We start from the raw sequence: 21554 nt of genomic DNA on the forward strand, positions 1-21554 counted from the left end.
ATGCCAGAATATTTTCATTCTGGCCTGCCTTTTTTTCGTCATAATGAAACTTGTTTTCCCGGGAATTCGATGATAGAATAGATGATGGGTAAATTTTTATAAAATAACAGACAATAATCAATAAACGCAAACCAAAGGAGCAGACTAACTATGAGAAAAACAAAAATCGTATGTACACTGGGACCTGCAAGTGAGAGCGAGGAGATGATCCGTCAGCTGATGCTGGAGGGCATGAACGTTGCCCGCTTTAATTTTTCCCACGGCGATCATGAAGAGCAGCTGCGAAGGCTGCAGATCGTGAAAAAGGTGCGGGAAGAGCTGAATCTCCCGGTGGCAGCCATGCTGGATACCAAGGGACCGGAGATCCGCCTGCGAAATTTCAAGGATCACAAGAAGGTGCTTCTGAAAGAGGGCCAGACGTTTACACTGACTACAGATGAGATCGAGGGAGACGAAACCAGGGTTTCCATTTCCTATAAAGAACTGGTGCATGATATCAAGCCGGGCGGCCGGGTACTGATCGATGATGGCCTGGTGGAGCTGACGGTGCTGAGCGTTACCGATACAGACATTGTATGCCGGGTGCTCAACGAGGGCACGGTGTCCGACCACAAGGGTGTGAATGTGCCGGGGACAGAGCTTTCCATGCCGTTCATCAGTGAACAGGACTACAGCGATATCTGCTTTGGTATCGAACAGGGCTTTGATTTTATCGCCGCATCCTTCGTGCGTAATGCAGAGGATGTACTGGAGATCCGCCGGATCTTCCAGGAGAAAGGCTGCAATTCCATCAATATCATTTCCAAGATTGAGAATATGCAGGGTGTGAAAAATATTGACGAGATCATCCGGGTATCGGACGGCATCATGGTAGCCAGAGGCGACATGGGCGTGGAGGTACCGCTGGAGGATGTGCCGATCATCCAGAAGATGATCATTCATAAAGTATACAATGCGGGCAAGCAGGTCATCACGGCGACCCAGATGCTGGATTCCATGATCCGCAATCCCCGTCCCACCAGAGCAGAGGCTGCTGACGTGGCCAACGCCATTTACGACGGCACCAGCGCTATCATGCTGTCCGGCGAGACCGCTGCGGGCGAGTACCCCATCGAGGCTGTCCGCACCATGGTGAAGATTGCCGAGCGCACAGAGGAAGATATTGACTATACCGATATTTTGAGAAAACGCGTGATCCCGGATAATCCGGATGTGACCAACGCCATTTCTCATGCCACCTGTACCACAGCCAGTGACCTGAAGGCTGCCGCAGTCATTACGGTGACCAAGAGCGGCAAGACGGCAAGAATGCTGTCCAAGTACCGCCCGGCATGCCCCATTGTGGGCTGTACGCCTTATGAAAATGTATGCCGACAGATGAACCTTTCCTGGGGTGTTTATCCGTTCCTGGTACCGGAGAAGACGACCACAGACGAGCTGTTTGAGTGTGCGGTGGAGGCTGCAGAGAAGGGCGGCATTGTAAAAGCAGGCGAGCTGACGGTTATCACCGCCGGGATCCCGCTGGGCATTTCCGGCACCACCAATATGATCAAGGTGCATGTGGTGGGCCACATTCTGGTGACCGGCAAGGGCCTGTCCCACAAGAAAGCATGCGCAGGCCTGTGTGTATGCGAGACGGCAGAGGAGCTGGCCGCACATTATAAGACAGGAGATATCATCGTGGTTCCGGCCACCAACAACTGCATGCTTCCGCAGATCCGTACCTGTTCCGGCCTGATCGTGGAGGAGGGAGGCATCAACTCCCACGCAGCCATTGTGGGCCTGAGCCTGGACATTCCTGTCATCCTGGAAGCAAAGCATGCAACAAAGATTCTGAAATCCGGCGCGATCGTGACGATCGACGGCGAGAAGGGAATTGTCAGCTGCAACTAGCAGTTTGCAATAGATAAGCAGCTGCCTGTTTTTCGGGCAGATAAAAAGAGGAGGAGCATCATGGAATTGTTATCCATCGAGAAGGAACTGAAAAAAAATGCATACCCGGGAAGAGGAATCATCATCGGGCGTTCGAAAGACGGAACGAAGGCAGTCACTGCCTACTTCATCATGGGAAGAAGCGAGAACAGCCGCAACCGTGTATTTGTGGAAGACGGAGACGGCATCCGCACCCAGGCATTTGACCCATCCAAGCTTACCGATCCCAGTCTGATCATTTACGCACCTGTGCGTGTGTTGGGCAACAAGACGATCGTCACCAACGGAGACCAGACAGATACGATCTATGAGCTGATGGATCGTCAGCATACCTTTGAGCAGGCTCTTCGGACGAGAGAGTTCGAGCCGGATGCTCCCAACTATACCCCCCGTATTTCCGGTATCCTGCATATCGAGAACGGAACCTACAATTTTGCCATGTCTATTCTGAAGAGCGACAACGGCAATCCGGCATCCTGTAACCGCTACACTTTTGCCTACAACAACTGTCCTGCAGGCGAGGGCCGTTTCATCCATACCTACCGCTGTGACGGCAACCCGCTGCCCAGCTTTGAGGGTGAGCCGAAGCGGATCGCTATTCCCGATGACTGTGATGCCTTTGCAGACCTGCTCTGGGAGAGCTTAAATGCAGACAACAAGGTGTCCCTGTTTGTGCGGTACATTGACATTGCCACCGGCGCGGTACAGTCGAAGATCATCAACAAGAATAAATAGGAGGAGTACGCAAGATGAAGGAACTGGAATTAAAATACGGATGTAACCCTAACCAGAAGCCGTCCCGGATTTTCATGGAGGAGGGTGAGCTGCCCATTCAGGTGCTGTGCGGCAGACCGGGATATATTAACTTTCTGGACGCTTTCAACGGCTGGCAGCTGGTCAAGGAATTAAAGGAGGCCACCGGTCTTCCGGCAGCTACCTCTTTCAAACACGTTTCTCCGGCAGGGGCAGCAGTAGGCCTGCCCTTAAGCCCGGTGGAGGCGAAGATTTACTGGGTGGATGATCTGGGAGAGCTTTCGCCCCTGGCAAGCGCCTATGCCAGAGCCAGAGGTGCAGACCGCATGTCCTCCTTCGGAGATTTCATTTCTCTGTCGGATGTCTGTGACGTGTCCACCGCGAAGCTGATCAAGAGAGAGGTGTCCGACGGTGTCATCGCACCGGGCTATGAGCCGGAGGCACTGGAGATTTTAAAGGGCAAGAAAAAGGGCAATTACAACATCATCCAGATCGACCCGGACTATGTACCGGCACCGCTGGAGCGCAAGCAGGTATACGGCATCACCTTTGAGCAGGGCAGAAACGAACTGCATATCGGCAAGGATTTCTTTGACAATATCGTCACCGAGAACAAGGAGCTGCCGGATACGGCAAAGATCGACCTGACCATTGCCATGATCACCCTGAAATACACCCAGTCCAACTCCGTCTGCTATGTAAAGGATGGACAGGCCATCGGTATCGGGGCAGGACAGCAGTCCCGGATCCACTGTACCCGTCTGGCCGGCAGCAAGGCAGACAACTGGTTCCTGCGGCAGTCTCCTCAGGTGCTGAACCTGCAGTTTGCAGATAAGATTGGCAGGGCAGACCGGGACAACGCCATCGATCTGTACATCGGAGAGGACTATATGGATGTGCTGGCAGAGGGTGCATGGCAGAAGATTTTCAAAGAGAAGCCGCCGGTATTTACCCGGGAGGAGAAGCGGGCATGGCTGGATCAGATGCAAAACGTGGCGCTGGGTTCCGATGCATTCTTCCCCTTCGGCGACAATATCGAGCGTGCCCACAAGAGCGGCGTGAAATATGTGGCACAGCCGGGCGGCTCCATCCGTGACGACAATGTCATTGAGACCTGCAACAAATACGGCATGGTCATGAGCTTCACAGGCATCCGTCTGTTCCATCACTAAGAAGAAGGGACGGCAGGAGGAGAAAACATGGACGCAGAGGAAAGACGCGGACAGATCATTACGCTTCTGAAGGACAGCAGCAAGCCGATTTCCGGTACGGAGCTGGCAAAAAGGCTGTCTGTGAGCAGGCAGGTGATCGTGCAGGACATTGCCCTGCTTCGGGCAGGTAACAAGAATATCCTTTCCACCAACAAGGGGTATCTGCTGTATGACGATCATGCGCCGGAGAAAACTTACCGGAGAACGGTGCGGGTGCGGCACACTAACGACCAGATCCTGGACGAGCTGTATACCATCGTGGATTACGGCGGCCGCGTGCGGGATGTGGTGGTAGAGCATGATATTTACGGGCAGATCACGGTAGATCTGATCATCAACAACCGGCAGGATGCGGATGAGTTCGTCCGCCGTCTGCAGGCCAATCAGACCCGCCCGCTGAATGAACTGACCTACGGCTATCATTACCATACCATTGAGGCCGAAAAGGAAGCGTATCTGGATCGGATCGAAGAAAAATTAAATGAAAAAGGGTACTTGATAAAATAGATCATTTGTGGTATCTTCTTTCTAGTGACAAGACAGTGGGCTATACAGCTGATAATCACGGTTGTATAGTCCACTTTTGTAAAAAGGAGATATCAGGTTATGGAAAAAGTAAAGAAAGCGTTGAATCACGTATTTATCGACGGTTTGAGCGGCATGGCGCTGGGATTGTTCGCCACACTGATCATCGGAACGATCATTCAGCAGATCGGCAACCTCATCGGTGGCACGGTGGGAGACACCCTTTATCTGTTTGGAAAGGCAGCCTCTGTCATGACCAGTGCGGGCATCGGTGTGGGCGTGGCCTATAAGTTTAAGGAGCCGGTGTATGTGACCCTGTCGGCAGCCACCGCAGGCATGATCGGCGGCTATGCTTCCAAGATCCTGGCAGGCACCCTCATCGGAGAGGGCGGCGTGGTGGTGCTGGCAGGTCCGGGAGAGCCGCTGGGAGCCTTTATTGCAGCAATTGTCGGTATTGAACTGGGTCACCTGGTGGCGGGCAAGACGAAGATCGACCTGCTGGTGACACCGTTTGTTACCATTGTCACCGGTTCCACAGTGGGACTGCTGGTAGGGCCGCCCATTACCCGGTTTATGACCGGGCTTGGCGCCATCATCAACTGGGGTACTGAGCAGCAGCCCTTCCTTATGGGTATTGTAGTATCGGTACTCATGGGCATGATCCTGACGCTGCCCATCAGCTCTGCAGCGCTGGGCATCATCCTGAACCTGTCCGGTCTGGCAGCCGGCGCTGCTGTAGTGGGCTGCTGCTGCAACATGGTTGGTTTTGCGGTGGCCAGCTATCGGGAAAATAAGATCGGTGGTCTGCTGGCTCAGGGCGTGGGAACGTCCATGCTCCAGGTGCCCAACATTGTGCGAAAACCGGTGATCTGGCTGCCTGCTATTATTTCCAGTGCGATTCTGGGACCGGTGAGTACCCTGGTGTTCCATATGACCAGCAATGCCACGGGTTCCGGTATGGGAACAGCAGGTCTGGTGGGACAGATCATGACCTATCAGGTAATGACAGAGACACTGCCGGCGGTTGTCGTGCTGGCAGAAATCGCTCTCATGCATTTCCTTCTGCCGGCTGCTATTTCTCTTGCTGTTTCTGAGGTGATGAGAAAGAAAGCCTGGATCAAGTTCGGGGATATGAAGCTGGATGTAGCATAGACAGATAGACAGAAACGGAGGCCTGTATCAGGAAAATACAGACCTCCGTTTTTTATGGTTATGTGCCGGGTTTTATTCCAGGTTCAGGTGTTTGCTGATGAGCCAGGTGCAGCCGAAGAAGTACAGGCCGCCAAGTACCAGATCCTGGATCAGCTCCACCAGAAAACTGGTGTGCAGGAACTGGCCGCGCAGTACCGTGGTCAGTGCGCCGTTGTTGCTGGGCAGATAGTCCATGGCGCCCATGATGCTTGTGGCCGCCAGGGACAGCACGCTGGTCAGGATGACATAGGCGATGAAAGCGGCCAGCACCCGGTGCTTGTTGAACCGCTGTCCCACACAGATGCAGAAGAACGCAGCCAGCCCTCTGCGCAGCAGCTGTACCGCAAAGGTGACGATAAAGATCACGATCAGGCTACCCTGGTTGACCCGCAGATCTGTTGCCAGGGAAGTGGTGAACACGCTGACATAATAGGGGATATCCCGGACAAAGGTGGCATCCACCGTGGACAGGATGAACATGCACAGCAGGATAATGGCGCCGTCGATGACCTGCCAGAAAAACAGGCCGGTCAGCTTGGAAGCCACCAGCTGCCAGGGCTTCACCGGCAGCGTATGCATCAGGTATCCCTCATCCGTAAACAGATTTTTATAAAACCAGTAAATGAAATAGAAGGAGCTGATGACGCCAACGACAATGACCATCATAACGTAAAAGATGACAAGCAGGGCGAAGATTTCATCCGGCATCTGCATCAGAAAATCCGACCCTAGCGTGATCCGCCCGAGAATGGTGAAGATCAGCAGCGCAATGTGCAGCGGCACCAGCAGCCTGGCGGAATTTTTCAGATCAAAAGCAATCAAATTGGTCAGCATCGGAACACCTCCCTGAATAAAGCATCGACAGATTTCCCCTCCGAAGCACGCACCTCTTCCACGGTGGTGTGCATGCGGACTTCGCCGTTCTGGAGGAAGATCACCTCGTCCAGGATGTTCTCAATGTCCGAGATCAGATGGGTGGCAATGAGAACGGAGGCGTTGGGATTGTAGTTGGTAAGGATCGTGCGCAGGATATAATCCCGGGCCGCCGGGTCTACGCCGCCAATGGGCTCATCCAGAACGTACAGCTTTGCATCCCGGCTCATGACCAGAATGAGCTGTACCTTTTCCTTGGTGCCCTTGGACATGGTTTTCAGCCGGTCATTTACAGAAATGTGCAGCGCTTCCAGCATTTCCAGAGCGCGTTTGCGGTTGAAATTCCGGTAAAAAGAAGAAAAGAAATCCAACAGATCCTTTACCTTCATCCAGCTGTTCAGATAAGTCCGCTCCGGCAGATAGGCAACTTCCGCCTTGGTCTGTACGCCCGGGGCGATGCCCTCGATGAGCACTTCCCCTTCTGTGGGCACCAGAAGGCCGTTGATCAGCTTGATCAGTGTGGATTTGCCGCTTCCGTTGGGCCCCAGAAGGCCGATGATGCGGCCGGATGAAATGGTCAGATTCACGTCTGTCAGCGCATACTTGGAATCGTATCGTTTGCACAGATTCCGGCATGTCAGCAGTTCACTCATAAGGTTCCCTCCTCGATGATTTTCTGGGCCAGTGCCAGCGCCTGCTCCCTCTCGTAGCCAAGGCGGCGGATATTGGAAAGATAGCTCTGGGTGCATTCCCGGGCCAGTTCCTCCCGCACTCGGGAGATGCGTTCCTGATCCTCGGTAATGTACCGTCCGTTCGTCCGTTGGGTGTACACAAGCCCGCTTCGCTCCAGTTCTGTAAAAGCTTTCTGCATGGTATTGGGATTCACGGCAGCGTCCGCCGCCAGCTCCCGCACAGAGGGGAGCTTGTCCCCGGCATGATATACGCCGGATACGATATCCATCTGGATCCGCTCCACGAGCTGAAGATAGATGGGTCTGTTGTTATCCAGGTTCCATGGCATACAGGCATCCACTTCCTTTCTGTATTGCTGTACTAGTCTATTAATACAATAACAAAACCTGTAAAATTTGTCAACTAAATTATTTATTCGCAGTGTTGACTCTGTGCTGTGGATTAGCGGTCAATCAGATATGCACCTGCAATGACTACGGCGACAGCAGGAGGACAAATATTTATCCGAGCGATGTGCAGGAGATCATACGCCTGCTATGATGCTTTACTGTCCACTGCAGATTTTATCAAGTAATTCCGAATCAAATTTCCCTTCCCGCAGCATGGCGATCTCATACTGATAGGGCGGGTATTTTTTCTTGTCCTCCCCCGGCGCGGCCACGTAGGGTGTCTCCAGAATTTTCGGGATCGCCGCAAAATCGGGATGGTGGGCGATGGCGTTCAGCGTGTCAAAACCGATCTGGCCGAAGCCGATGTTTTCGTGGCGGTCTTTTCCGGCGCCCCGCCCGTTTTTGCTGTCATTGAGATGGAAAACTGCGATCTGGTCTTTACCCAGAATGCGGTCAAACTGGTCGATCACCCCGTCGAAATCCTGCACGATGTCATAACCGGCATCGTGGACGTGGCAGGTGTCAAAGCAGACCCGCAGCTTGTCGTTGCAGACAACGCCGTCGTAGATGGCAGCCAGTTCCTCAAAGCTGCGGCCCAGCTCGGAGCCTTTTCCGGCCATGGTTTCCAGCGCCACACAGACAGGTGTCTCCGGGGTCAGCACCTCGTTGAGTCCTTTGACGATCTGCGCGATGCCGGCCTCCACACCGGCGCCCACGTGAGATCCGGGATGCAGCACCAGCACCGGGCTTCCCATAGCTGCCGTCCGGGTCAGCTCCAGCGCCAGAAATTCCACCGCAAGCTCAAAGGTGCGGGGTGTGGTGGTGTTGGCCAGATTGATGATGTAGGGCGCGTGGACAACGAACGTTTCAATGCCGTGTTCCTTCATATATGCCTGCCCGGCGGGAATGTTCAGCTCCGGGATTTCCTTCCGGCGCGTGTTCTGGGGCGCACCGGTATATACCATAAACGTATTCGCACCATAAGATACGGCTTCCTTTACGGAATTCAAAAACATATCCTTGCCGCTCATACTCACATGAGAACCAATGATCATAGGAAAAATCCTCCGTTTTTTATTTCATTATAGGGATAAAAGATCAATTTTTCAATTCCTCTTTCCCAAACTGTTTCAGGATGTTATAATAAACTTTACAGTTCACTCCATGAATAGACGAATGGCGCGCCTCGTTATGAGCAAAAGGGAGCTGCGCTCGTGAACTGTAACGAATACCATAAGGAGCGAATCAGATAAATGAAGAAGATACTGGATTTGATTTCGGAACAGGTGACGGCGGCGTTTGTGCAGGCCGGATACGAAGAAAAATATGGAAAGGTGACGGTGTCCAACCGCCCCGATCTGTGTGAATATCAGTGCAACGGCGCATTGGCGGCTGCCAAGCAGTACCACAAAGCGCCCATCATGATCGCCAGGGACGTGGCTGCCATCCTGGAGACAGAGGACATGTTTTCTCAGGTGGATGCAGTGGCACCGGGATTCCTGAACCTGAAAGTGAAGGAGGCTTTTGTCGGCGATTACTTAAATGAGATGCGTGGCAGTGAGAAGTTCGGCCTGGAACCGGTGGCACATCCCAAGACCATCATGATCGACTACGGCGGCCCCAACGTGGCAAAACCGCTGCATGTGGGACATCTGCGTTCTGCCATCATCGGCGAGAGCATCAAGCGGATGGGCCGTTATGTGGGCCATACGATGATCGGCGACGTGCATCTGGGCGACTGGGGCCTGCAGATGGGCCTCATCATCACCGAGCTGCACAAGAGAAAACCGGAGCTGGTTTATTTTGATGAGGCATATGAAGGAGAATACCCGGAAGAGGCGCCTTTTACCATCTCCGAGCTGGAAGAAATTTACCCGGCGGCCAGTGCTTATTCCAAGGAGCATGCGGACTACAAGGAAGCTGCCATGCAGGCTACCTATGAGCTGCAGCACGGCAGACGGGGCTATCGGGCGCTGCTGGCACATATTTTAAACGTGTCTGTCACCGACCTGAAGAAGAATTATAAGAACTTAAATGTGGATTTTGACCTGTGGAAGGGTGAATCTGATGCCCAGCCCTATATCCCGCAGATGGTGCAGGATATGAAGGATAAGGGCTTTGCCCATATGAGTGACGGCGCACTGGTGGTGGATGTAAAAGAGGATACGGACACCAAAGAGATTCCACCGTGCATGATCCTCAAATCCGACGGAGCTTCCCTGTACAATACCACGGATTTGGCAACCATCGTGTGGAGAATGCAGGATTATCATCCGGATCAGCTGATCTACGTGGTGGACAAGCGGCAGGAGCTGTATTTCACCCAGGTGTTCCGCTGCGCCAGAAAGACCGGGCTGGTAAAACCGGAGACAGAGCTGACGTTCTTAGGGTTCGGCACCATGAATGGCAAGGACGGCAAGCCCTTCAAGACGAGAGAGGGCGGCGTTATGCGTCTGGAGAAGCTGATTTCCGGCATCAATGAGGAAATGTACCGGAAGATTATGGATAATCATGAGGCAGACCCGGAGGAGGCAAAGGAGACGGCAAAGATCGTGGGCCTTTCCGCCATCAAATACGGTGATCTGTCCAACCAGGCGTCCAAGGATTATATTTTTGATATTGACAGATTTACCTCCTTTGAGGGGAATACCGGCCCGTATATCCTGTATACCATTGTCCGGATCAAGTCTATTTTGAATAAATACAGGGACAACGGCGGTACCCTGGAAGGGCTGTCCATCCGTCCGGCCGGCAGTGCCAGCGAGAAAGCACTCATGCTGGAATTGGCAAGATTCAACAGCGTGATGGAGAATGCCTTTGAGGAGATCGCGCCCCACAAGATCTGTTCCTACATTTATGATCTGGCCAACGAGTTCAACCATTTCTACCATGAGACGAAGATCCTGGCTGAGACGGATGCGGAGAAGCAGAAGGGCTACATCGCGCTGCTGCTGCTGACCAGAGGCATTCTGGAGGACTGCATCGACGTACTTGGCTTCTCCGCACCGGAGCGTATGTAAAAAAGCGGGCAGCAGGAACAAAGGAGTAGAAAACATTGACGGAAAAATTATATAACACGGACAGCCATATGCACACCTTCACGGCTCAGGTGCTTTCCTGCGGCATGGAAGGGGAGCACTTTGGCCTGGTACTGGATCGTACCGCCTTCTTCCCGGAGGGTGGCGGCCAGTGCGCGGACACGGGTGTGCTCATCTGTCCGGACGGCGCCCAGGTACAGGTGCTGGACGTGCAGGAAAAAGACGGCCGCATTGTTCATGTGACCGATCAGGCCGTGGAGTCCGGTACGGCTGTGGAAGGACAGCCGGACTGGGCACAGCGGTTTTCCAATATGCAGCAGCACACAGGAGAGCATATCGTCTCCGGTCTGGTGCATGCCGCCTACGGCTATGACAATGTGGGCTTTCATCTGGGAAGAGAGATCGTTACCATGGATTTTAACGGCGCGATCCCGGCAGAGGATGTGCCGGAGCTGGAACGCCGGGCCAATGCAGTGGTGTTTGCCAACCTGCCGGTGCAGGTGACATATCCTTCTCCGGAGGAGTTGAAAACACTGGAATACCGGAGCAAGCTGGAACTGAAAGACAATGTGCGCATTGTGACCATTCCCGGTGTAGATGTGTGTGCCTGCTGCGCACCCCATGTGTCGTACACCGGAGAGATTGGCCTCATCAAGATCGTGCATCTGCAGAAGTATAAGGGCGGCGTGCGCATGACGATCCGGTGCGGCAATCGTGCACTGGCAGATTACCAGACGAAACAGGACAATATTGCGGCGATTTCCAAGGCACTTTCTGCCAGGCAGGAGGAAACTGCGGCTGCGGTGGAGCGGCAGAAGGCAGAGCTGGCAGCCATGGAAGGAAAAATGTGCGGCCATTCAGGGAGAACTGACCATGCTGCGGGCAGAGACAATCCCGGCTACAGAGAGCAGCATCTGTCTGGTGGAGGCGGATATGGATGCCAAAGCCATGCGCACCCTGGTCAATCTGCTGACGGAGAAGGCCGGCCGGGTGGCCGCCGTGTTTGCAGGCAATGACCGGGACGGTTACCGCTATATCATTGGCAGCAAACAAGTAGATCTGCGGGCTCTTTCCAAAGAACTGAATGTGGTGCTGAACGGCCGGGGCGGCGGATCTGCTGCCATGATCCAGGGCAGCGCACAGACAGACGAGACAACGATCAGGGAGTATATCAATGGCATTTAAGACGATTTTATTTGATTTGGACGGTACGCTGACAGATCCGAAGGTAGGCATCACCACCTGCTGTCAGTACGGCCTGCGGGCAGTGGGTGTGGATGTGCCGGACTTAAAAGAACTGGAGCAGTTTATCGGCCCGCCGCTGATTCCTGCTTTTCAGGAGGTATATGGCATCACGGAAGATCAGGCCAGAATGGCGCTGGAAAAATACCGGGAGCGTTTTACGGATATCGGCATTTATGAGAATGAGCTGCTGCCCGGTGTACCGCAGATGCTGGAAGCGCTGAAAGCAGCAGGAAAAGTGGTGGCGACTGCTTCTTCCAAACCGGAGCCTTTTGTAAAACGGATCCTGGAGCATTTTTCCATCGACCGTTACTTTGACGAAATTGCCGGCAGTACCATGGATGAGAAGCATGCGGGAAAGGCAGAGGTGGTGGCAGATGTGCTGCGCCGTCTCCACATCCCGGAGGAAGAGAAGGATTCTGTTATCATGGTGGGAGACCGGAAGCATGATGTGGAAGGGGCAGCAGCCCATGGCATCCGCACCATTGCGGTGACTTTTGGATATGGCAGTGTGGAGGAGCTGACTACCGTCGGCGCCTGGAAGCTTGCCCATACAATGGAAGAGCTGACGGCCCTTCTTCTGGAGGCGTAGGATGAGAAAACATTTGGATATCCGGGGATTTTTCCAGATTGTCATTCCGCCCGTTATTTATGTGATCATTCAGCGGATCGCCGGGTATGTGGTGGTGTTTGGCATGACCCTGATGAGTTTTGGAGCCATGACAGGTATTCTCCGGGGACGTTCCTTTTCTGTCAATCTGGACTGGAATGAGATGGGCTTTGTGGCTATGGCGCTGGCAGCGCTGGTGAGCATCCCGCTTTTCCTGTCCATGAAAAACCGGGATGAGCTGCAGTACCCGTCGGATTATCGCTATGAGCCGGTGGCCCGGTGGCGGTATGTGTATGTGCCGGCGGTGGGATTTCTCATGGCGGTGGGCACCAACCAGCTCATCAGCCTTTTGAACATTGACCGTTTTTTCCCGGGGTATGAGGAAACATCCCAGACCTTGTACGCCATGAATGTGTGGGCGGAGCTGGTAGTGCTGGGAATCCTGGTGCCCATCGTGGAGGAGCTGATCTTCCGGGCGGTGGTATATGAGCGGATCCGCCGGTACTGTTCGGTGACGGCGGCAGCGCTGTGGACCAGCTTTTTCTTCGGCGTATACCATGGCAATATGTCCCAGGGCATTTATGCTTTTCTGTTAAGTCTTCTGATGGTGTACGTGAAAGAGAAGTACCACACCATGACTGCACCCATCTTATTTCACATGAGTGCCAATATCTATTCGGTGCTGGCTACGGAGACCGCCTTGGTGGACTGGGTGACGGAGTCTCTGGAGCTGTATCTGGCGGTAATGGTGCTGTCATTTGCAATTTCTTTGCTGGCAATCTGGCGGATACAGGAGGAAGTTGCACCGGAACGGGTGAAAAAGAACCGGGAATGGCATAATGATTCTGAAAATTATAATACAAACTTATAATTTACAAATAATCTGATAATTTAACAAAAATTTCCTATTTACAAGTCAGCTAATGTGTAGTATAGTGTGTCCATACGAAATGCCGCAGTTCACACGCGCCATTCGCAAAATCGCATCTTTGATGCTTTCCGCTGCTTCACAGCTCATTTTTGCTCATTACATGGCGCTCCCTTCGTATGTTCATGCAGTCAGATTTTCATGCAAGCATGAAATCTGTCTACAAGAGCATACGAGTGAACTGTAACTAAAAAAGAAAGGATAAAGTATGGTGAACAAGGAAAACCGCACGAACCGGTTGACTGGACTGTACGATCCGAGTTTTGAGCATGATAACTGCGGAATCGGAGCGGTCGTCAACATTAAGGGTATCAAGTCGCACGAGACAGTCGTGAACGCACTGAAGATTGTAGAACATTTAGAACATAGAGCTGGCAAAGACGCCGAGGGCAAAACAGGTGACGGAGTTGGAATTCTCTTACAGATTTCCCACAAATTTTTCTCCAAAGCCTGTGAGCCACTCGGCATTTTTTTGGGCTCAGAACGGGATTACGGCGTGGGTATGTTCTTCTTCCCCCAGGAGGAAATGAAGCGCAACCAGGCAAAGAAGATGTTTGAGATCATCGTTGCCAAGGAAGGGCTGGAGTTCTTGGGCTGGAGAGAAGTGCCCATTGATGAGGATATCCTGGGACACAAGGCCAGAGAATGTATGCCTTTTATCATGCAGGCATTCATCCGCAGACCTGCGGACATTCCCCAGGGACTGGATTTTGACCGCCGCCTGTACGTGGTGCGCCGGGTATTCGAACAGAGTAACGATAACACCTATGTGGTATCTCTTTCCAGCAGAACCATCGTGTACAAGGGTATGTTCCTGGTACATCAGCTTCGGAAATTCTTCGGTGATCTGCAGCATCCCGATTATGAATCGGCCATTGCCATCGTGCATTCCCGGTTCAGCACCAACACGAACCCCAGCTGGGAGCGGGCACATCCCAATCGGCTCATTGTTCATAACGGTGAGATCAACACCATTCGCGGAAATGCGGACAACATGCTGGCCAGAGAAGAGACAATGGAATGCGGATGTCTCAAGAGCGAGATGCACAAGGTACTGCCGGTCATCAACGTGGCAGGTTCTGATTCCGCCATGCTGGATAACACGCTGGAGTTCCTGTACATGAACGGTATGGAGCTGCCGCTGGCAGTGATGATCACCATCCCGGAGCCCTGGGCCAACAATCGGATCATGTCCCAGAAGAAGAAAGATTTCTATCAGTATTTTGCAACCATGATGGAGCCCTGGGACGGCCCGGCAGCCATTGTGTTCTCTGACGGCGATGTGATGGGGGCTGTGCTGGACCGCAACGGCCTGCGTCCTTCCCGGTATTATATCACCGACGATGATTACCTGATCCTTTCCTCCGAGGTAGGCGTCATGGATCTGGCACCGGGCCGGATCGTGGCAAAAGAACGCCTCCGTCCGGGCAAAATGCTGCTGGTGGATACGGTAAAAGGCAAGGTTATTGACGATGATGAACTGAAAGAGGGCTATGCGGCAAGACAGCCTTACGGTGAATGGCTGGATCACTATCTGGTAGAACTGAAGGATCTGAAGATCCCAAACCAGAAGATTCCCACCTACAGCAAGGAAGAATGCGTACTTATGCAGAAGGCCTTCGGTTACACCTACGAGGATCTGACCACCGCCATCCTTCCCATGGCAAAGAATGGGGCAGAGAGCATTGCCGCCATGGGTGTGGATACGCCGCTGGCCGTATTGTCCAAGAAGCATCAGCCGCTGTTCAATTATTTCAAGCAGCTGTTTGCCCAGGTAACCAATCCGCCGATAGACGCTATTCGAGAGGAAATCGTCACATCCACCACCGTTTACATCGGCGAGGACGGCAACCTGTTGCAGGAGCGGGCGGAAAACTGCCAGGTGCTGAAGGTGAATAACCCGATCCTGACCAATACCGATATCCTGAAAATTAAAAATATGAAGGTAGAGGGCTTTAAGGTAGCTGAGATTCCCATTACCTATTATAATAACACCAACCTGGAACGGGCACTGGATCGTTTGTATGTGGAGATCGACCGTGCCCACAGAGACGGGGCCAACATCCTGATCCTGACAGACCGGGGGGTGGATGAGTACCATGAAGCCATTCCGTCCCTGCTGGCAGTGGCTGCGGTGCATCAGCATCTGGTCATTACGAAGAAGCGTACCTCCGTGGCAATCATCCTGGAGAGCGGCGAACCGAGAGATGTGCACCATTTTGCAACACTGCTGGGCTATGGCGCCTGTGCCATCAACCCGTATCTGGCCCAGGAGAGCATCCGGCATATGATCGAGGATGGAACGCTGGACAAAGATTACTATGCTGCTGTGGATGATTACAACGCTGCTATTTTACACGGCATTGTCAAGATTGCATCCAAGATGGGAATTTCTACCATCCAGTCCTACCAGGGTGCCAAGATTTTTGAGGCCATTGGTATCGACCGCAGCGTCATTGACAAATACTTTACGAACACCATCAGCCGGATCGGCGGCATTACCCTGGAGGATATCCAAAAGGATGTGGATTACCTGCATTCCAGAGCTTTCGATCCGCTGGGACTGGGGACAGATTCCACCCTGGACAGCATTGGAAACCACAAAATGCGCAGCGGCCAGGAGGAGCATCTGTACAATCCCCAGACCATCCATTTGCTGCAGATGGCAGCCAGAACCGGCGACTACAGCCTGTTCAAGCAGTACACGGCCCTGATCAATTCCGAGACCAATACCGGTAACTTACGCGGCCTGATGGATTTCAAATTCCCGGAAAAAGGCGTGCCCATCGATGAGGTGGAGAGCGTGGACTCCATTGTGCAACGGTTTAAGACCGGCGCCATGTCTTACGGCTCCATTTCCCAGGAGGCCCATGAGACACTGGCCATTGCCATGAACCGGCTGAAAGGAAAGTCCAACAGCGGTGAGGGCGGTGAGAGCCTGGAGCGTCTGACCATCGGGCCGGACGGCGTGAACCGGTGTTCTGCCATCAAGCAGGTGGCATCGGGCCGGTTCGGCGTGACCAGCCGGTATCTGGTCAGCGCCAAAGAGATCCAGATCAAGATGGCCCAGGGCGCAAAGCCCGGCGAGGGCGGCCATCTGCCTGCTGCCAAGGTATATCCGTGGGTGGCAAAGACGAGACATTCCACCCCTGGCGTGGGCCTGATCTCCCCGCCGCCGCATCACGATATTTATTCCATTGAGGATCTGGCCGAGCTGATCTACGACCTGAAAAATGCCAACAAGGATGCGCGGATTTCTGTCAAACTGGTATCTGAGGCCGGTGTGGGAACAGTAGCTGCCGGTGTGGCAAAGGCTGGTGCTCAGGTCATCCTGGTATCCGGTTATGACGGCGGTACCGGTGCGGCACCCAAGAGTTCCATCCACAATGCAGGGCTGCCCTGGGAGCTGGGACTGGCGGAGACCCATCAGACGCTGATCATGAACGGCCTGCGGAACAAGGTTCGCATCGAAACGGATGGAAAACTCATGAGCGGCCGGGATGTGGCCATCGCAGCTCTTCTCGGTGCTGAGGAATTCGGTTTCGCCACCGCACCGCTGGTAACCATGGGCTGTGTCATGATGCGCGTATGTAATCTGGACACCTGCCCGGTAGGCGTGGCAACCCAGAATCCGGAGCTGCGCAAACGGTTTGCAGGTAAGCCGGAATATGTCATGAACTTTATGAAATTTGTTGCCCAGGAGCTGCGGGAATATATGGCCAGGCTGGGTGTGCGCACCGTGGATGAACTGGTGGGCCGTACCGACCTTCTGAAGATGAAAGAGCATCCGGATGCACCCCGGGCAAAACGGGTAGATTTGAGTGCCATCCTGAATAATCCTTTTGCAAAAGAGGGGGAGAAGGTGACCTTTGATCCGAAGCAGATATATGACTTCCAGCTGGAGAAGACGGCAGATGAGCGGATCCTCATGAAAAAGCTGAAAAGTGCCCTGGAATCCGGTCAGAAGAAGAGCATCGAGGTGGATGTAAGCAACACCGACCGTGCCTTCGGAACCATTTTCGGTTCTGAGATCACCAAACGCTACGGCGATGATCTGGAAGAAGACAGCTATGTGATCAAATGTAAGGGTGCAGGCGGACAGAGCTTTGGTGCCTTTATCCCCAGGGGCCTGACCTTGGAGCTTACCGGTGATTCCAATGATTACTTCGGCAAGGGCCTGTCCGGCGGCAAGCTGATCGTCTATCCGCCCAAGGGCGTGCGCTTCAAGCAGGATGAGAACATCATCATCGGTAACGTGGCCCTCTACGGCGCCACCAGCGGCAAAGCCTATATCGGTGGTGTGGCAGGTGAGCGGTTCTGTGTCCGCAACTCCGGCGCCATCGCCGTTGTGGAAGGTGTGGGTGACCACGGCTGTGAGTACATGACCGGCGGCCGCGTGGTCGTGCTGGGTAGCACCGGCAAGAACTTCGCCGCAGGTATGAGCGGCGGTATCGCTTATGTGCTGGATGAAAACAGCGATCTGTATACAAGAATCAATAAAGAAATGGTTTCCATCCGGGAACTGACGAATAAATACGACGTGCTGGAGCTGAAGGATATGATCAAGGAACATGTGGCCTACACCAATTCGGAGAAGGGCAAGATGATCCTGGAAAACTTCGGAGAGTACCTGCCGAAATTCAAAAAGATCATTCCGCACGACTATGAGCGGATGCTCAACGCCATCGTCCAGATGGAGGAAAAAGGTTTAAGCAGCGAGCAGGCACAGATCGAAGCATTTTATGCAAATACGAGAGGTTAGGAGGGGAGTATCATGGGAAAACCAACAGGATTTTTAGAGTTTGCAAGAGAGACAAGTACGGCGATTTCGCCCAAAGACAGAATTAAAAATTTTGACGAGTTCCATATTCCGCTCCCGCTGGAAAAACAACGGCAGCAGGGCGGCCGCTGCATGGACTGCGGCGTTCCCTTCTGTCAGTCCGGTATGATGCTGTTTGGCATGACCAGCGGATGTCCGCTGCATAACCTGGTTCCCGAGTGGAATGACTGTGTGTATACCGGCAATCTGGAGGAGGCCTATGAGCGGCTGCACAAGACCAACAACTTCCCGGAGTTTACCTCCCGGGTGTGCCCGGCTCTGTGCGAAGCAGCCTGCACCTGCGGCCTTAACGGAGACCCGGTGTCCACCAAGGAAAACGAGTATACCATCATTGAGAATGCTTACGAAAAAGGTTATGCGGCACCAAAGCCACCCAAAGCGAGAACCGGTAAGAAGATTGCAGTCATCGGTTCCGGCCCTTCCGGGCTGGCGGCGGCAGATCAGCTGAACCGCAGAGGCCACAGCGTCACTGTTTTCGAACGAAATGACCGGATCGGCGGACTGCTCATGTATGGCATTCCCAATATGAAGCTGGATAAGCGGATCGTGGAACGGAAAGTGGAAGTGATGAAAGCGGAAGGCGTGGAATTTGTCACCGGTGTCAACGTGGGTGTGGACAAAAAAGCCGCAGAGCTTTTGAAAGAGTACGACCGGGTGATTCTGGCCTGCGGTGCTTCCAATCCGAGAGACATCAAGGTACCGGGAAGAGAAGGAAAAGGTATCTACTTTGCGGTGGATTTTCTCACAGCTACCACAAAGAGCCTGCTCAATTCCTCTTTCCGAGACAAACAGTTCATCCCGGCCAAAGGAAAGAAAGTGCTGGTCATCGGCGGCGGTGACACCGGTAATGACTGTGTGGGCACATCCATCCGTCTGGGAGCGGCTTCTGTCATCCAGCTGGAAATGATGCCAAAGCTTCCTTCCAAACGGACAGAGCAGAATCCCTGGCCCCAGTGGCCCAGGGTGCTGAAAACCGATTACGGACAGGAAGAGGCCATTGTGGTGTTCGGCAAAGACCCGCGGGTGTACCAGACCACGGTAAAGGAATTCCTGCTGGATAAAGGCGGCAATGTCACCAGGGCCAAGCTGGTGAAGCTGGAACCGAAGAAAGACGAGAAAACCGGACGTACCGTCATGGAAGAAGTGCCCGGCAGCGAGAACATCATCGATGTGGATCTGGTGCTCATTGCCGCAGGCTTCCTGGGAAGCCAGGACTATGTGACCAGGGCCTTCGGTGTCAAGACCGATGCCAGAACCAATGTGGCCACGGAGGGTGACAGCTACCGTACCAGTCAGCCCGCCGTGTTTGCGGCAGGAGATGTGAGAAGAGGACAGTCCCTGGTTGTGTGGGCCATTGCAGAGGGCAGAAATGTAGCCCGGGCAGTAGACGAGAGCCTCATGGGATACACGAACTTGTAATACCAAGGTAGTAAGTCAGAAAACCACGATACGCTTGCGTATGAGTGGTTGAATGACTTAACGATAGTATTACAAAACATATATAATAGGAAAGGCTTGCTTTATTTACACATACAAATGTGTAGAAAAGGCAGGTCTTTTCTTATTCGAATTTTAGCAGATACAAATACAGGAGAGATACAAGTTCGAAGTGACGATAGCGAGGCTTTCGAAATGACGAGTACGCGAACAGCGACAGTGAGCGCATGTTTGAACCTCGAAGAGGTGAGTTTGCGCAGCAGCTGGAGCGAAAAAGTGCGTACGAGGAGTAGAAAACGAAGCGTGTCACGAGAACTGTATCTGTAATGTCTTAATTCAGAAGGTCTTTGTTTTCCATACTGGACAATTCTTGCTACTTTTAGTATAGTTAAAGAATAGGCGCAAAGATAAGCCCTGAAAGGTGGTGGTTTTTATGGTAAAAAATACAGAGGGACAGGCTTCTGATGTTCCAGGTCGAATGTGTATGAAAAATATCATAAAAATTTCATCTGGAGGAAGCTTATCATGGATATGGACATTGTCATGGATTTAGACAAAATCAAGGAACTGATCGAGACCAAGCAATATTCCCTTCTGCGGGAAATGCTGTCGGAGATGAACGAGGCGGATATTGCGGCAATGATGGAGGAGCTGACCGGCGACGACATGCTGACGGTATTCCGTTTTCTGCCGAAGGATATGGCGGCGGATGTATTTTCCTATCTGCCCATCGAGTATCAGCAGGATATCATCACCGATCTGTCAGATAAAGAGGCGGCCAATGTCATCGACAGCCTGATGGCGGATGATGCGGCGGACCTGATGGAGGAAATGCCGGCCAACGTGGTGAAGAAGCTGCTGGCCAACGCAAGCCCGGAGACACGGCGGGATATCAACCTGCTGCTGCGCTACCCGGAGGATTCCGCCGGAAGCATCATGACGGTGGAGTTTGTGGATCTGAAGGAGACGCTGACGGTGGAGCAGGCGATCCTGCGTATCCGCCGAACCGGTGTGGACAAAGAAACCATTGATGTTTGTTATGTGTTGGATAACCGGAGAAAGCTCATTGGCTCCGTGACGCTGCGGCGTCTGTTGCTGAGTTCCTCTGACGAACTCATTGAAAATATCATGAACGAGCATGTGATCTCCGTTCACACGCTCATGGACCAGGAGGAAGTATCCCGGCAGTTCCAGAAATACGACTTTACTTCCATGCCGGTTGTGGACAACGAGAACCGGCTGGTGGGCATTATCACCGTCGATGATATCGTGGATATCCTGCAGGAAGAGACCACGGAGGATATCGAGAAGATGGCTGCTATCGTGCCGAACGACAAGCCGTACATGCGAACCGGCATCATCGATACGTGGAAAAAACGTATCCCCTGGCTGTTGTTCCTCATGGTGTCGGCCACCTTTACCGGCGCCATCATTTCTTCCTTTGAGGATGCCCTGAGCAGCTATGTGGTGCTGACAGCCTTCATTCCCATGCTCATGGATACCGGCGGAAATGCCGGTGGTCAGGCTTCGGCGACGATCATCCGTGGACTGTCCTTGGAAGAGATCGAGTTCGGGGATATTCTGCGCGTCATGTGGAAGGAAATGCGGGTCGGCGTGTTCTGCGGCGTGACGCTGGCGGGCGCCAATTTTATAAAAATGCTGGTATTCGACCGGACAGGAGTTCCGGTGGCCTGTGTCGTCTGCCTGACCCTGATCGTGGCAGTTACTGTGGCCAAGCTGATCGGCTGCTCCCTGCCGATGATCGCCCGCAGGATCGGTTTTGACCCTGCCGTCATGGCCAGCCCTTTTATTACAACGATAGTGGATGCATTGTCTCTGCTGGTATATTTCCGGTTTGCGACGTTGATCCTTCACATCGGATAAAAAAATAA

The 21554-nt window shown here is 53.1% G+C and carries 16 protein-coding genes and 1 pseudogene; 13 read left to right on the forward strand and 4 right to left on the reverse strand.

Features of this window, described 5'->3' with window-relative positions; genetic code table 11:
- The first annotated feature begins 150 nt into the window (after nucleotides 1-150).
- From pyk to RJD28_07555, 5 genes are all read left to right on the forward strand, one after another.
- Nucleotides 151-1893 carry a pyruvate kinase gene (gene pyk, locus RJD28_07535; GenBank protein ID WNV59316.1) on the forward strand — a complete coding sequence of 581 codons (1743 nt, stop codon included), beginning with the start codon at nucleotides 151-153 and terminating at the stop codon, nucleotides 1891-1893.
- 60 nt (nucleotides 1894-1953) lie between these two features.
- On the forward strand, nucleotides 1954-2667 hold the full coding sequence (locus RJD28_07540) for an IMP cyclohydrolase (GenBank protein ID WNV59317.1): 714 nt from the start codon (nucleotides 1954-1956) through the stop codon (nucleotides 2665-2667).
- A 14-nt stretch (nucleotides 2668-2681) separates the two neighbouring features.
- Nucleotides 2682-3857, forward strand: coding sequence for a phosphoribosylaminoimidazolecarboxamide formyltransferase (locus RJD28_07545; protein WNV59318.1), 1176 nt, complete (start codon nucleotides 2682-2684; stop codon nucleotides 3855-3857).
- Nucleotides 3858-3884: 27 nt separating this feature from the next.
- Entirely contained in the window at nucleotides 3885-4403 is a 519-nt protein-coding gene (locus RJD28_07550) for a transcription repressor NadR (GenBank protein WNV59319.1), read from the forward strand.
- 99 nt (nucleotides 4404-4502) lie between these two features.
- Nucleotides 4503-5573 carry a PTS sugar transporter subunit IIC gene (locus RJD28_07555; GenBank protein ID WNV59320.1) on the forward strand — a complete coding sequence of 357 codons (1071 nt, stop codon included), beginning with the start codon at nucleotides 4503-4505 and terminating at the stop codon, nucleotides 5571-5573.
- Nucleotides 5574-5645: 72 nt separating this feature from the next.
- Here the strand turns inward: RJD28_07555 and RJD28_07560 are convergent, their stop codons facing one another.
- From RJD28_07560 to RJD28_07575, 4 genes are all read right to left on the reverse strand, one after another.
- Nucleotides 5646-6446, reverse strand: coding sequence for a hypothetical protein (locus tag RJD28_07560; protein ID WNV59321.1), 801 nt, complete (start codon nucleotides 6444-6446; stop codon nucleotides 5646-5648).
- Nucleotides 6440-7138, reverse strand: coding sequence for an ABC transporter ATP-binding protein (locus RJD28_07565; protein ID WNV59322.1), 699 nt, complete (start codon nucleotides 7136-7138; stop codon nucleotides 6440-6442). Before RJD28_07565 ends, RJD28_07560 begins: the two co-directional genes overlap by 7 nt.
- Entirely contained in the window at nucleotides 7135-7506 is a 372-nt protein-coding gene (locus tag RJD28_07570; GenBank protein ID WNV59323.1) for a GntR family transcriptional regulator, read from the reverse strand. The genes RJD28_07565 and RJD28_07570 overlap by 4 nt, the downstream gene beginning before the upstream one ends.
- Before the next feature lie 216 nt (nucleotides 7507-7722).
- Nucleotides 7723-8622 (reverse strand): deoxyribonuclease IV, encoded by a 900-nt coding sequence (locus RJD28_07575; protein WNV59324.1) that lies wholly within the window; start codon nucleotides 8620-8622, stop codon nucleotides 7723-7725.
- 198 nt (nucleotides 8623-8820) lie between these two features.
- Between RJD28_07575 and argS the strand changes: the two genes are divergently transcribed.
- The 8 genes and pseudogenes from argS (at nucleotide 8821) to mgtE (ending at nucleotide 21546) form a co-directional block, all read left to right on the forward strand.
- Nucleotides 8821-10587, forward strand: coding sequence for an arginine--tRNA ligase (gene argS / locus RJD28_07580; protein WNV59325.1), 1767 nt, complete (start codon nucleotides 8821-8823; stop codon nucleotides 10585-10587).
- A 104-nt stretch (nucleotides 10588-10691) separates the two neighbouring features.
- Nucleotides 10692-11231: pseudogene (locus RJD28_07585) on the forward strand (alanyl-tRNA editing protein).
- Between the two features lie 247 nt (nucleotides 11232-11478).
- A complete protein-coding gene (locus tag RJD28_07590) occupies nucleotides 11479-11790 on the forward strand; it encodes a DHHA1 domain-containing protein (GenBank protein ID WNV59326.1) in 312 nt (103 codons plus the stop codon).
- A complete protein-coding gene (locus RJD28_07595) occupies nucleotides 11780-12439 on the forward strand; it encodes an HAD hydrolase-like protein (protein WNV59327.1) in 660 nt (219 codons plus the stop codon). Before RJD28_07590 ends, RJD28_07595 begins: the two co-directional genes overlap by 11 nt.
- 1 nt (nucleotide 12440) lies before the next feature.
- Nucleotides 12441-13328: a type II CAAX endopeptidase family protein gene (locus tag RJD28_07600; protein WNV59328.1), complete on the forward strand. Its 888-nt coding sequence runs from the start codon at nucleotides 12441-12443 to the stop codon at nucleotides 13326-13328.
- A 265-nt stretch (nucleotides 13329-13593) separates the two neighbouring features.
- Nucleotides 13594-18147: a glutamate synthase large subunit gene (gltB, locus tag RJD28_07605; protein WNV59329.1), complete on the forward strand. Its 4554-nt coding sequence runs from the start codon at nucleotides 13594-13596 to the stop codon at nucleotides 18145-18147.
- A 12-nt stretch (nucleotides 18148-18159) separates the two neighbouring features.
- Nucleotides 18160-19644: a glutamate synthase subunit beta gene (locus tag RJD28_07610; GenBank protein WNV59330.1), complete on the forward strand. Its 1485-nt coding sequence runs from the start codon at nucleotides 18160-18162 to the stop codon at nucleotides 19642-19644.
- Between the two features lie 549 nt (nucleotides 19645-20193).
- Nucleotides 20194-21546, forward strand: coding sequence for a magnesium transporter (gene mgtE, locus RJD28_07615; GenBank protein ID WNV59577.1), 1353 nt, complete (start codon nucleotides 20194-20196; stop codon nucleotides 21544-21546).
- Nucleotides 21547-21554 lie beyond the last annotated feature (8 nt).

The organism is Oscillospiraceae bacterium NTUH-002-81 (assembly GCA_032620915.1).
Classification (GTDB): domain Bacteria; phylum Bacillota; class Clostridia; order Lachnospirales; family Lachnospiraceae; genus JAGTTR01.